Here is a 12,870-nt window from a genome sequence, read left to right on the forward strand (position 1 = left end):
GTGCCGCTTCGCAACCGGCCGCCATTTCCTATGCCGAGGAGTCTAGACACTCTGTGCCCCTAACGCAAAAGGCCTCCGTGTCGTTCCCGGCGACGCTGTCGGCTCGCCCTCGACGGAAAAATCGAGGGGAATGAATGCACTAGCGTCACGAAATCTAGTTAGTAAATCAATTGTGTCGATCGCTAACTATATTGGAGATGTGATCAATCGTCATTGACATCGTTAATCTGTATTAACGAATTTCCGCTGTGCGAGCGGCGTTTTGTGTTGCCGCTTGCTGGCCGCCATAGTAATCACCGAGGACGATGCGAGATGCTCGGCAGACTGCCCAGCGAATTCCAACTCTGCTCTTGACGAAGTCCCGCAGTGCGCGGCGACGCTGCCGCCGGGGGCGGCCGGACCGGGCCATTCCTGGCAGTCTTGCGCGCCGGCCTGCGGCACCGCGCCGGATCTCGGGCCGGATCTCGGGCCGGATCTCGGGCCGGATCTCGGGCCGGATCTCGGGCCGGATCTCGGGCCGGATCTCGGGCCGGATCTCGGGCCGGACGTCGGGATGACCGGACCATGAAGAGGCCGCGCGCCTTGCCTTTCGCCGACCTGCGCCTCTCGACCCGGCTTGTCCTGGCGATGGTCGCCCTGGTGCTGTTCGCGGTGCTGGTCGCCGGCCTGTCGGCGCAGCGCAACCTGGAGCAGGTGATCTATCCGGAGCGCCTGCGCCGCATGGCGACCGACGCCCAGGAACTGGCCGGGCGGCTCGGCACCACGGTCCGTGAGGCGCGCGGGGACGTCCTGCTGTTGCGGCAGGCGCCGGCGACCCGGCGGCTGCTCGATCTGCTCGCCGCCGGCGTCGACGGCAGCGGCGCATCCTCGGCGGGGCGCCACGAGCTCGGCAGGCTCTTCCGGGCCGTCCTGGAGGCCAAGCCGGCCTACCTGCAGGTCCGTCTGATCGACGCCTCCGGCCACGAAGCCGTTCGCACCGACCGTTCTGGTCCCGGCGGCACGATCCGGCAGGTGCCGCGCAGCGAGCTGCAGGTCAAGGGCGGCCGCCCCTACTTCGCCGCGGCGCTGGCCGTGCCGCAGGGCGAGGTCTACGTCTCGCCGATCGAACTCAACCGCGAGCACGGGGCGATCGAGCAGCCGAAGGCGCCGGTCGTGCGGGTCGCGGCGCCGGTCGAGGCGGAGGACGGCACGCCCTTCGGCATCCTCGTCATCAACGTCGCCATGTCGCCCGTCTTCGGGGCGATGCGGGAGGCCGCCGAGAGTGCCGGGCTGAGCCTCGCCGTCGTCGACCGACAGGGCGACTTCCTGCTCCACCCCGACCCGTCGCGGTCCTTCGCCCATGAGTTCGGCCCGGCCCCTCGTCTCCAGGACGAGCTGCCGTCGCTCGACGGACTGGCCGATCTCGCCAGCGTCGATCCGCAGTTCACCGCGCGTGCCGAGACCCGTGACGGCGCCGAGATCGGCGTGGCCGCCGCGGCGCAGGATCTCGGGCCCGGCAATCGTGTCGCCGTGGTCCTGACGGCGCGCCGCGACCGGCTCCTCGATTCGGCCCTCGAGGTGCTGCGCACCAGCGCGCTCAGCGGCCTCGCCGCCCTGCTCGCCGCCGGGCTGGCGGTGTCCGTTATCGCCTGGCGGACTCTGCGGCCGCTCGGCCAGATCACCCGGGCGGTCAAGGCGGTCGATCGAGGCGAGCCGGTGCCGCTGCCCGCCGCGGCCGGCGAGATCGGCGTTCTGGCGCGGGCTTTCGAAGGGCACCTGGAGCGCGAGCGTCTGTTCAGCGCGGCTTTCGCCTGGGCCAACGACGCGATCATGACGACCAACTCGCAGGGGGCGATCACCGGCTGGAACCGCGCCGCCGAGGCGCTCTACGGCTTCGCCGAGGCCGAGGCCATCGGCCGGCCGGCGACGATCGTCGTGCCCGAGGACCGCATGGCGGAGTTCGAGGAGATCCAGCTCCGCTTCCGGGCCGGCGAGCCGATCGCGGGCCTCGAGACCGTGCGGCAGGCCAGGGACGGCAGGCGCCTCGAGGTCTCGCTCACCCTGTCGCCGTTGCGTGCCGCCGACGGCAGGATCATCGGCGCCTCCGAGATCGCCCGCGACATCACGGCCCGCAGGGCTGCGGACGCCCGCTTCCGGCTCGCCGTCGAGGCCTCGCCGGCGGCGATGCTGATGACCGGCGAGGACGGCACGATCCTGATGGTCAACAGCGAGGCCGAGGCGATCTTCGGCTATGCCGCCGACGAGCTGGTCGGCCAGCCGGTCGAGCTGCTGCTGCCGGAGCGCTTCCGCAGCGGCCACCGGCGCGACCGCCGGCTGTTCCTGGGCGACGCCGGCAAGCGCATGATGGGCGTCGGGCGCGATCTCTATGCGCGCCGCAAGGACGGCTCGGAGTTCCCGGTCGAGATCGGCCTGAACCCGCTCGGCACGCCCGAGGGCACGGTCGTGCTGAGCGCCATCGTCGACATGACCGAGCGCAAGCGCGACGAGCTGGCGCTGCGCTTGGCCAAGCAGGAGGCCGAGCGGGCCAGCGAGATGAAGTCGCAGTTCCTGGCCAACATGAGCCACGAGCTGCGCACGCCGCTCAATGCCATCATCGGCTATTCCGACCTGATGCTGAGCGGCGTCGCCGGGGCGATCGAGCCGGCCAAGTACCGGAGCTATCTCGACGACATCAAGCGCGGCGGCACCCATCTGCTGTCGCTGATCAACGACCTGCTCGACCTGTCGCGCGCCGAAAGCGGCATGATCAGCCTCGAGGAGACCTCGATCGACCTGGTGGAGATCGCCGAATCCGGGGTCAAGCTGATGGCCGGCGATGCGCAGCTGAAGCGGCTGGCCCTGACCATGACCGCCGAGGCCCGCTCGATCCGCCTACGCGGCGACGAGCGGATGGTCACGCAGATCCTGCTGAACCTGCTGTCCAACGCCCTCAAGTTCACGCCGGCCGGCGGGCGGGTCTCGGTGGTGGTCAACCGGACCTTCGAGGGCGAGCCGCGGCTGATCGTCAAGGACAACGGCGTCGGCATGCCGGGCAGCCAGATCCCGCGCGCCTTCGCGGCCTTCGTCCAGGTCGACGACGCCTACCGCCGCGAGGCCCAGGCCGGCGCCGGCCTGGGCCTCGCGCTGACCAAGCGATTCGTCGAGCTGCATCGCGGCCGTATCTCCCTGGAGAGCCAGGAGAAGGTCGGCACCGAGGTGACCGTCGTCTTTCCGGCCGAGCGCTGCCTGCCGGCCAAGGTCCGACCGAACGAGCGGGGCGACGGCAAGGAACGTCGCAGCAGTGAGCAGTGAGGCGGCGCCGTCAGCCGCCGAGCGGGAAGCGGACCTGCCAGCGCAGGCCTTGCGGCGCGAAGTCGAGCTCGGCCCGCCCCGAGATCGCGTCGGGCACCAGCTTCTCCAGCATCAGGCGCCCGAAGCCGGAGGCTTCCGGCTCGACGACCGGCGGGCCGCCGGATTCCTGCCAGACCAGCAGCAGCGTCGGCGCGTCCGGCTCGCCCTCGAGGCGCCAGCGGATCCCGACCGTGCCGCCCTCGCTGGACAGCGCCCCGAACTTGGTGGCGTTGGTCGAGAGCTCGTGGATCGCCAGCGCCAGGTTCTGGGCCTGGTTGGCGCCGAGCTCGATGGCCGGTCCCTCGATCGAGACCGCCTCGCGCGGGCCTTCGGGCAGATAGGCGAGCTGGTCGTCGATCAGCTCCTCCAGCGAGGCGCCGGCCCAGGCGCGGTTGACCAGGATGTCGTGGGCCCCGGCGAGCGCGCTGAGCCGCGCCGAGAAGCGCTTGATGAATTCCGCCGGGCTCTCGATGTTGCGCGCGGTCTGGCGGGCGATCGCCTGGACGATCATCAGGATGTTCTTGGTGCGGTGGGTCAGCTCGCGCAGCACGATGCGCAGCTGGTTCTCGACCGCCTTCTCCTCGGTGATGTCGATGGCGACGCAGGCGATGCCGGTGATCGCCTCGGCCTCGTGCAGCGGCTCGATGAAGAGCTTGAACCAGCGGTCGCCCTCGGCCGACGGGAAGGGCACCTCGACGACCGTGGTCTCGCCGCTCTCCAGTACCGCCCGCTTGGCCGGCTCGACGCTGGCCAGCGTCGCCTCGGGCAGCATCATCTCGCGGTCGCTGCGCCCGATGAAGGCCTCGTCCGTCAGCGGCGCGGGCGGATTGTACATCCAGGTGTAGGTCAGGTCGCGGTCCTGCTGGAAGACCGTGATCCCCGAGCCGCGCAGCGTCAGGTCGAAGCGCTGACTCGTCTCGCGCAGCTCGCGGGTCCGCGCATCGAGCGTCCGGTTCAGCTCGGTCTCGGCCTTGCGCAGCTTCTCCGTGGTCTCGCGGTGCGCCGCGATCTCGCTCTTCAGCTCCTCGTTGACCTGCTGCAGCTCGGCCGGCGACAGCAGCGACAGGAAGCTCGGTACCAGCGACCAGACGGTCATCGCGGTGTAGAGCGAGACGATGGCGGTCGCCGCCTTGAGCAGGCCCTGGGCGACATAGGCCGGAAACCAGAGGGTGACGACCTCGGACAGGTGCGTCAGCGCGCAGAGAAAGATGAACAGCGCGAAGAGATAGGCGATCCGGCGCTCGACCGGCCGCAGCCCCTCGCGGCGCTTCAGGAACGACAGGATGGCCAGGGGGATCGCCAGGTAGGCGAGGGCGATCAGGGCGTCGGAGCCGGCGTGCAGCGCCACCAGGTCGGGCCGCCAGAGCAGGCAGGAGCCGTGTGGCATGAAGGCGGCCGCGCCGAAGAGGTATTGCAGCAGGCTATCCATCGTCGCATCCACACTTCATGGGCGCCGGGCCCTCCCTATCACCGGCCGGCGGAGGTCGGCAACGCGCCCGGCCCGGCGCGGCAGCCGGACAGGCAAAGCGCCACGGCTCTCGGTCCGCGAGAGCCGTGGCCATTCGATCGCTCGAACAAAGGGGGGCGCCCCGACCGCCGGATCAGTCGACGGCGTGTGCGGCCCGGTCCGCGAGCTCGTCGAGCAGGGTCTCCGACAGGCCGGTGATGATCGTCCAGGATTCCGCGATGGCATCGCCGATGTCGTAGTTTTCGTCCGTCGTCGCCGGGGTCGCGGTCAGCGTCGGCGCCGCGGGCGTCGTGGCCGGCAGCGGCGCGGCGGGGGACGGAGTCGCCGCCTCGGCCGACGAGATCAGCCCGACGCCACCCGGCGCGCTGGCCGCGGGCTGCCGGGGGGATGCGGCCGAGTCGGCCTGGGCGAGGGGGGCGCGCCCGGAGTACAGCTCGCCGGGCGCGTCGCCGCTCTTTCCGGCCGCCGCCGGGGCGCCATCGGGGCCCGTGTCGGCGATGCGCCTGTCGCTCCCGGTCTGCTTCAGCCGCGCCTCGGTCAGCGCGGCGGCGAGGTCGCTCAGAAGGCCGTGGTCCAACTCGCCGTCGGACAGCCGGTCGTGGGCGCGCTGGAAGGCGCGGATCGCGCTGCGCGTCTGCGGTCCCATCCTGCCGTCGACCGGCCCGGGATCGAAGCCGAGCTGGGCCAGCGACGCCTGGGTCCGGCGCACCACCGCTTCCTGGCGGTCGAGGGGCAGGGCGGCGGTCGCGGCGGCGCGGTCCGGCTGGCGGGCCGGGGTGCGGTAGACCGGCGTCCGGGTCTCCGTCGACGACGGCTGGAACAGCGTCACGGGTCCCGGCGCCTGCGCCTGCCGGGCGGCGGACGCGCCGGCCTCGGCGCCCCGGGCGGGCGTGTGGCAGGCGGCCGCGATCAGCAGGAAGCTCGCCGCGGCGGCGGGAAGGTAGCCAAGTGGGCGGGTCATCTCTGTCCTCCGGGACCTGAGCCTGAATGCAGTCCCCCCGCAACCGCCGTCGCCCCCGATGGCGGTGTCCTCCAAGTCCACCCGATCCGAATGTCGTTGTGTCTGCGAAACGCGGTGCCCGCTCGGGAAGTTCCCGCCTGGCCGGCGCCGCGGCCGGCACCGCTCGGCCAAGAAAAAAGACCGGCCGGAGCGCAGGCTCCGGCCGGTCGTTCCCGGCCCGGATTTGGAGAGCCGCGCGGGCGCGCGGTCGGCCCTGTCTCAGCCGGCGACCCGCTCGCGGAAGAACAGCGCCTGGCCGATCGCGGCCTTCACCGTGTCGTCCTGGTAGGGCTTGGTGATCAGGAACGAGGGTTCGGGCCGCTCGCCGGTCAGCAGGCGCTCCGGGAAGGCGGTGATGAAGATCACCGGCACGTCGAAGCTCGAGAGGATGTCGGTGACGGCGTCGATGCCCGACGAGCCGTCGGCCAGCTGGATGTCGGCCAGCACCAGGCCGGGCCGCTCCCTGCGCGCCGCGTCGACCGCCTCGGTGCGGGTGCGCGCGACGCCGATCACGTCGTGCTGCAGGCCCTTCACGATCATCTCCAGGTCGGCCGAGATGATCGGCTCGTCCTCGATGATCAGCACCTTGGTGCGGTCCTGCCGCTCGATCTCGACGATCGCGTCGGCGATCAGGCCGTTGATCTCGTCCTCGCTGCTGTCGAGGATCGTCGCCGCCTCCTCGACCGTGAAGCCTTCCAGGGCGGTCAGCAGCAGGGCCTGGCGGCTGCGCGGCGTCAACCGCCCCAGACGCCGCGGGGCGCTCGCCTCGCCGCCCGGCTCCGATGCCGCCGGCTCGTAGCTGTCGCTGTGCGTGCTGGCCCAGATCCGGTGGAAGACCTTGTAGAGGCCGACGCGCGGACCGAGGTCGTGCGGGAAGTCCTGCGGCTCGGCGAGCAGCGCCTCCAGGGTGGCGACGACGAAGGCGTCGCCTGCCTCCTGCTGTCCTCTGAGCGCGCGGGCATAGCGCCTCAGGAACGGTATCTGGGGAGCAATCAGGGTCGAGAGAGACAAAGCGGAACTCCTTTTCTTGCAACGCCCCGTGGAATTCGGTCATGGCTGTTCGGACAACGGCTGTCCGAATGCTTGACAGCGGGTGGTGCCGGTGGAACCTGCGCCGTACCCACGGCATTTTGTCCTGGCAATTAGTCGTGCAACGCGCTCCGACTACTATGTCGTTGCTGGAGCGCATGAACCACTCGGGCCGTCGAGCGGTCCCCGATGACGCGATCGAAGCGGAAAAGCGGTGCGCCAGACATGGGTGCGTCAGACATGACAGAGGCCGGCAAGGACCGGCCGGGCGGCCCGCAGCCGCATTCGGCCCGGCCGCGGCCGCCGGCCGAGCTGAAGCGGATCGGCGAGTGCCTCGGCGAATGCTACGACCGCGTGCTGCACGAGCCCCTGCCGGACCGCGTCGCGCTTCTGCTGTCGCGCCTCGAGCGGCGCGAGCGCGGCCTCGACGACGGCCGCTGACGCCGCGGGCCGCAGGTCTGGCGTCCCTGGAGACCGGCGCGCGGCGCCGGTGGGGGCGTCGCCGGTGGGGGCGTCGCCGGCGGAACGCGGCGGCCCGACGCCCGCCTCTCCTGCCGCCGCCGCTCTCCAGTCGTTCGGGGCGGGCTGGTGGAGCAGAGGTGACGACAGGCCGGCCAAATGTCTTTCTTCCGATGAGTGCCCTTTGCGCAGGCGACAAGACGACGTCTCCGCACGCTTGCCGAGCGGGCTGGTCGATCTCTCGCCTAACGGAGCTATAAAGCGCGCAGGCCCCCTTCGGTTCCCCGACGGGACCGTACGAGCTGAATTTTTTGCCAATAGGCCGGGCCGGTTTGCTGGCAGGCTGGTGGCGGCAGGATCTGCGGGAGGACGGGAGCAGCGATGGACGAGAGCGAGCTGACGCGCGGCGCGCCCGAGGCCTCGACCCTGAGCGATCGCTTCGAGGGCCGCGTCGTGCTGGTCACCGGCGCCACCTCCGGCATCGGCCGGGCCAGCGCGCTCGCCTTCGCGGCCCGCGGGGCACGCCTGCTGCTGACCGGCCGGGACCCCGGGCGCGGCGCTGCGGCGGTCGACGCCTGCCGCGAGGCCGGGGCCGCCGAGGCGCTCTTCCAGGCTGCCGACCTGCGCGACCGCTCGGCTGCCGGGGCCCTGGTCGAGACCGCCCTGGGTCGCTTCGGCCGGCTCGACGTGGCGGTCAACAACGCGGGGCACCAGGAGCGCAAGGCGCCGCTCGAGGAGCAGGATGACGCCGTCTACGACGCGGTCTTCGAGACCAACGTCCATGCGGTCTTCGCGCTGCTGCGCGCGCAGCTCCGGGTGATGGTGCGGGGGGCGGCGATCGTGAACGTCGCCTCGGTCTCCGGCCTGCGCAATCCCAACCCGGGCTTCTCGCTCTATTCGGCCTCGAAGGCGGCGGTCGTCTCGCTGACCCGCTCGGCCGCCCTGGAGGCCGGGCCGCGCGGCATCCGCGTCAACGGCGTGGCGCCGGGCCGGGTCGTCACGCCGATGATGCTGGCCTCGAGGGTCGCCGACATGTCGGCGGTCGCGGCCGGCCTGCCGCTGCGCCGCATGGGCCGCCCCGAGGAGGTCGCCGAGGCGATCGTCTGGCTGGCCTCCGAGCGCGCCAGCTATCTCTGCGGCCATATCCTGGCGGCCGACGGCGGCTTTCTCGCCGGCTGACCCGGTCCGCGGCGCGGCGCGCCGATCCGCCATCCTCTGGTACCGTTCGCTGCGCTTGACGGGACTCTGCGGCGAGGCGGAGAGTTTTGGTTGATCGGTGTGCGAACCATCGTACTACCGGTCGTTTCGAGTGGGCAGACAGGCCCGCCGCGGCCCGGGAGAGGCCGCCCGGGCCTCACGGGGCTCGATCGGAGCCGTGCCGTCCCGGCGCGGTTCCGCGAATCGGCTTCGCAACCGAACCGGACCGGAATCACAGAAAAAAATCAGGGCGTTACTTCCGTTCGATGCGATCCGGTCCAGGTGACAAAGGAGGGGGCCATGGCTGAAAGCGGCAAGCGACAGGTCGGCAGCGTCGCCTATCACGATCCGGGCAGCGCCTATTTCGAGGCAAGAGGCCTGAAGCGCCATGCGCGCGTCTGGTCGCTCTGGGCGCTCGGCGTCGGCGCGGTCATCTCGGGCGACTTCTTCGGCTGGAACTTCGGTCTCTCGGCGGGCGGCTTCGGCGGCCTGGCGATCGCCACGATCATCATCGCGATCATGTACATCGGCATGTGCTACTCCCTGGCCGAGATGAGCCCCGCGCTGCCCCATACCGGCGGCGCCTATTCCTTCGGGCGCTCGGCCATGGGCCCCTGGGGCGGCTTCATCACCGGCCTTGCGGAGAACATGGAGTACGTGCTGACGCCGGCGGTGATCGTCGTCGGCATCGGCGGCTACATGGGCTCGATCGCCAACGACATGCTGGGCTTCAACCTGTCGGACCCGATCTGGTGGGCGATCTTCTATGCGATCTTCGTGGCGCTGAACGTCATCGGCGTCGAGGTCACCTTCAAGTTCACGGTCTTCATCACCTTCCTCGCGCTGGCGATCCTCGTGGTCTTCTGGATCGGCGCGATCCCGCACTTCGACTTCAGCCGCTTCGCGCTCAACATCGGTGCCGACGGCAGCGAGCTGGCCGACGGCGGCGGCCCCTTCATGCCGTTCGGCTGGGGCGGCGTCGCCAAGGCGCTGCCCTTCGCGATCTGGTTCTATCTGGCCATCGAGCAGCTGCCGCTGGCCGCCGAGGAGAGCCACGATCCGAAGCGCGACATGCCGAAGGGGCTGCTCTGGGGCATCCTGACCCTGATCATCGCCTCCGTGCTGACCCTGTTCCTCAACGCCGGCATCGCGCCGGGCGCGGCCCAGGTCGGCCAGGCCAGCGATCCTCTGTTCCTGGCCTTCAAGACGATCTTCGGCGCCGGCATGGGCGCGTCCCTGCTGGCCCTGATCGCGGTCGCCGGCCTGGTCGCCAGCTTCCACACGATCATCTACGCCTACGGCCGCAATATCTACTCGCTGTCGCGCGCCGGCTACTTCCCGCACTGGATGAGCGTGACCCACGGCACCCGCAAGACGCCCCACGTCGCGCTGATCATCGGCGCGGTCGTCGGCTATGTCGTCGCGCTGGTCCTGCAGTACGGCGAGGCGGTGTTCGGCGGCCAGGTCGGAGCGGCGCTGCTGAACATGGCGGTGTTCGGCGCGGTCATCGCCTACGTCATGCAGATGCTGTCCTTCGTGCTGCTGCGCATGAAGCTGCCGCACATCGAGCGGCCCTACGTCAGCCCGCTGGGCAACGCGGGCGCCATCGTCGCCGGCGTGATCGCCTTCGTGACGCTGATCTTCCTGTTCCTCACGCCGGACTACCGTCCGGCCATCTACGGCTGCGCCGCCTGGTACGTGGCGGGGCTGCTCTACTTCGCGCTCTACGGCCGCAACACGCTGGTCTACTCCCCGGAGGAGGACTTCGCCGTGCGCGCCCGCGAGGGCGCCGCGCCGCCCTCGCACTGAGCGGCGGCGATCGATGAGCGTCAGGCGGCGGCTTCTGCCGCCGCCTTTCGTTTCGGCGCCGCCTGCCGGCCGCCACTGCCGCGTTGCAGCGGCGCGGCTTTTCGCTCAATCTCTTCTCCGTCATGCGTCCGAGCAGATCCTTCCGACCCAAGAGGCGGTTCCTGGCGACCGCCCTGCGTTGCCTGGCGATCGCGCTGATCGCCGTGGCCCCGGTCGGCATGGTCGGGATGCAGCCTGCGGCAGCCGGTGCGGCGACAGCCATGATCCGGGATCTGCCGTCGGTCGGGCAAACAGCCGACGTCTCGGCCCACGACCATGCGGCGGGACCGGATCGCCACGGTGCGGGCGGCGAGCGGTCGACCCATCAGGGGATCGGCGACGGCTGCTGCGTCGTCGGCTGTGCGGTCGCGGTGCTGGCCGAGGAGGCCGCCGGCTTCCCGCCCTTTCGGCTCGAGGACAGCCCGCCGCCTGCCGCCGAGCCCGTCTCGGGGCGCGGCATCAGCCCGCCGCACCGACCGCCTCGTCTTCGGACCTGAGACGCCGCCCGCCGCCGCGGCCCCGGCCCGGCCCGGTTCCGACCGAGCCGGGCCCGGCCGTGCGCTGAGCGGTCTCCGGCCGTCTCCGCTCCCCTGCGCGCCCGCCCTCCGGCCTTGCCGGGCGGCCGAGCCGCGCGCCGTCGATCACCCTGCACAGGATCACTCGGCTCCGGCCCGCGAACGGCGGGCGGCGGAGCCTGTCCAGGAGACCATCCAGCGATGACCACCCGTCTTCTTGCCCTCACCTCCATCGGCCTCTTGTCCGGCGCGGTCCTGTTCGCCGCCGGACCGGCGCTCGCGACCGGCGACCATGCCGGCAGGCACGGCAGCGCCGCGCTCGGCCAGCCCGGTCGTGTCGATCTGGTGGCCCGCACCGTCGAGATCGTGATGGGCGACAACTACTACGAGCCCGAGCAGGTGAGCGTCGCTGCCGGCGAGACCGTCCGCTTCCTGGTCAGGAACGACGGTTCGCTGGTCCACGAGTTCAGCCTCGGCACGGCCAGGATGCACGCCGCGCACCGCGAGGAGATGCAGATGATGGTCGCCCACGGCGTGCTCCTGGGCGACCGCATCGACCGAGAGCGCATGACGATGGACATGGGCGATGGCCGCACCATGGCGCACGACGACCCCAACAGCCTGCTGCTCGAGCCGGGTCAGTCGGCGGAGCTGGTCTGGACCTTCGGCAAGGCCGGGACGCTCGAGTTCGCCTGCAACGTGCCGGGCCACTACGAGGCCGGCATGGCTGGCTCGCTGGTCGTCCAGGACTGAGGCCGAGCGGAAAGGAGAGCAACGATGCCAAAGCTTCACGGCGGCCGCATGCCGCGGCGCCTGACCCCGGCGATCCTCGCCGTGGGCCTGCTGCTCTCGGCGGTGGCCCAGGCTTCGGCCGGCAGCTACGATCTCTCGGTCGAGAAGGTCCGTGTCGAGCGCGGCGGCACGACCCGCACGGTGATCGGCTACAACGGCCGCTCGCCCGGCGAGACCCTGCATTTCCGCGAGGGCGAGGACGTCACGATCCGGGTGACCAACCGGCTCGACGTGCCGACCTCGATCCACTGGCACGGCATGATCGTGCCGACGGGCATGGACGGCGTGCCCGGCCTGTCCTATCCCGGCATCGCGCCGGGCGAGACCTTCACCTACCGCTTCCCGGTCGTGCAGAGCGGCACCTACTGGTTCCACAGCCACTCGGCCCAGCAGGAGCAGGACGGCGCCTACGGCTCGATCGTCATCGCGCCCGCCGGCCGCGACCCCTTCCGCTACGACCGCGACTACGTCGTGCTGCTGTCCGACGCCCACGAGCAGTCGGGCAGCGAGATCCTGAGCAACCTCAAGCGGATGCCGGACTACTACAACCGGCAGCAGCGGACGCTCGGCGACTTCTTCCGCGACGTCTCCGAGAAGGGCCTCGGCGCGACCCTGGCCGACCGCAAGGCCTGGGGCGAGATGCGCATGATGCCGACCGACATCACGGACGTGCAGGGCTACCGCTTCCTGATCAACGGCGAGGATGCGGGGCAGAACTGGACCGGGCTCTTCGCGCCCGGCGAGCGGATCCGCCTGCGCTTCATCAACGCCTCGGCGATGAGCTACTTCGACGTGCGCATCCCGAGCCTGAAGATGACCGTGGTGCAGGCCGACGGCAACGACGTGCAGCCGGTCACGGTCGACGAGTTCCGCATCGCCGTCGCCGAGACCTACGACGTCATCGTCCGGCCGGAGGCGGCCAGGGCCTACACGCTCTTCGCCGCCGCCATGGACCGCAGCGGCTACGCCCGCGGCACCCTGGCGCCGCACGCCGGCATGAGCGCCGCCATTCCGGCGCTGGGCAGCCCGCCGCTGCTGACCATGGCCGACATGGGCGGCATGCCGGGCATGGAAGGCATGGGCCACGGTGCCATGGCGGGCATGGACCACGCGACGACGCCGGGCATGGCTCCCGCGTCCCCTGCACCGGATGCCGGCGGCGCCATGGCGGGCATGGATCATTCGAAGATGCCGGGCATGGCTCCCGCGTCCCCTGCACCGGATGCCGGCGG

10 protein-coding genes are annotated in these 12,870 nt (G+C 71.0%); 7 read left to right on the plus strand and 3 right to left on the minus strand.

Features of this window, described 5'->3' with window-relative positions:
* Window positions 1-564: 564 nt before the first annotated feature.
* Window positions 565-3,291 carry a PAS domain S-box protein gene (locus B9O00_RS21715; protein ID WP_085124831.1) on the plus strand — a complete coding sequence of 909 codons (2,727 nt, stop codon included), beginning with the start codon at window positions 565-567 and terminating at the stop codon, window positions 3,289-3,291.
* 10 nt (window positions 3,292-3,301) lie between these two features.
* On the opposite strand, the gene B9O00_RS21720 is transcribed toward B9O00_RS21715, so the two are convergent.
* The 3 genes from B9O00_RS21720 to B9O00_RS21730 form a co-directional block, all read right to left on the minus strand.
* On the minus strand, window positions 3,302-4,759 hold the full coding sequence (locus tag B9O00_RS21720) for a PAS domain-containing HWE histidine kinase family protein (protein ID WP_085124832.1): 1,458 nt from the start codon (window positions 4,757-4,759) through the stop codon (window positions 3,302-3,304).
* Window positions 4,760-4,931: 172 nt separating this feature from the next.
* Complete coding sequence (locus B9O00_RS33555) at window positions 4,932-5,759, minus strand: peptidoglycan-binding domain-containing protein (RefSeq protein ID WP_085124833.1); 828 nt, start codon at window positions 5,757-5,759, stop codon at window positions 4,932-4,934.
* 258 nt (window positions 5,760-6,017) lie between these two features.
* Window positions 6,018-6,809 carry a response regulator gene (locus B9O00_RS21730; protein WP_085124834.1) on the minus strand — a complete coding sequence of 264 codons (792 nt, stop codon included), beginning with the start codon at window positions 6,807-6,809 and terminating at the stop codon, window positions 6,018-6,020.
* Window positions 6,810-7,067: 258 nt separating this feature from the next.
* Between B9O00_RS21730 and B9O00_RS21735 the strand changes: the two genes are divergently transcribed.
* The 6 genes from B9O00_RS21735 to B9O00_RS21760 all read left to right on the plus strand — a co-directional run.
* Complete coding sequence (locus B9O00_RS21735; protein WP_085124835.1) at window positions 7,068-7,268, plus strand: NepR family anti-sigma factor; 201 nt, start codon at window positions 7,068-7,070, stop codon at window positions 7,266-7,268.
* A 399-nt stretch (window positions 7,269-7,667) separates the two neighbouring features.
* Window positions 7,668-8,465 carry an SDR family NAD(P)-dependent oxidoreductase gene (locus tag B9O00_RS21740; protein ID WP_085124836.1) on the plus strand — a complete coding sequence of 266 codons (798 nt, stop codon included), beginning with the start codon at window positions 7,668-7,670 and terminating at the stop codon, window positions 8,463-8,465.
* Between the two features lie 318 nt (window positions 8,466-8,783).
* Window positions 8,784-10,292: an ethanolamine permease gene (gene eat / locus B9O00_RS21745; RefSeq protein WP_085124837.1), complete on the plus strand. Its 1,509-nt coding sequence runs from the start codon at window positions 8,784-8,786 to the stop codon at window positions 10,290-10,292.
* 83 nt (window positions 10,293-10,375) lie between these two features.
* On the plus strand, window positions 10,376-10,828 hold the full coding sequence (locus tag B9O00_RS21750; protein WP_085124838.1) for a hypothetical protein: 453 nt from the start codon (window positions 10,376-10,378) through the stop codon (window positions 10,826-10,828).
* A gap of 219 nt (window positions 10,829-11,047) precedes the next feature.
* On the plus strand, window positions 11,048-11,599 hold the full coding sequence (locus B9O00_RS21755) for a cupredoxin domain-containing protein (RefSeq protein ID WP_085124839.1): 552 nt from the start codon (window positions 11,048-11,050) through the stop codon (window positions 11,597-11,599).
* Between the two features lie 24 nt (window positions 11,600-11,623).
* The coding region (locus B9O00_RS21760) for a copper resistance system multicopper oxidase (protein ID WP_200808625.1) at window positions 11,624-12,870 on the plus strand (1,247 nt) is incomplete at its 3' end.

The sequence above is a fragment of the Tistlia consotensis USBA 355 genome (assembly GCF_900177295.1).
Classification (GTDB): domain Bacteria; phylum Pseudomonadota; class Alphaproteobacteria; order Kiloniellales; family DSM-21159; genus Tistlia; species Tistlia consotensis.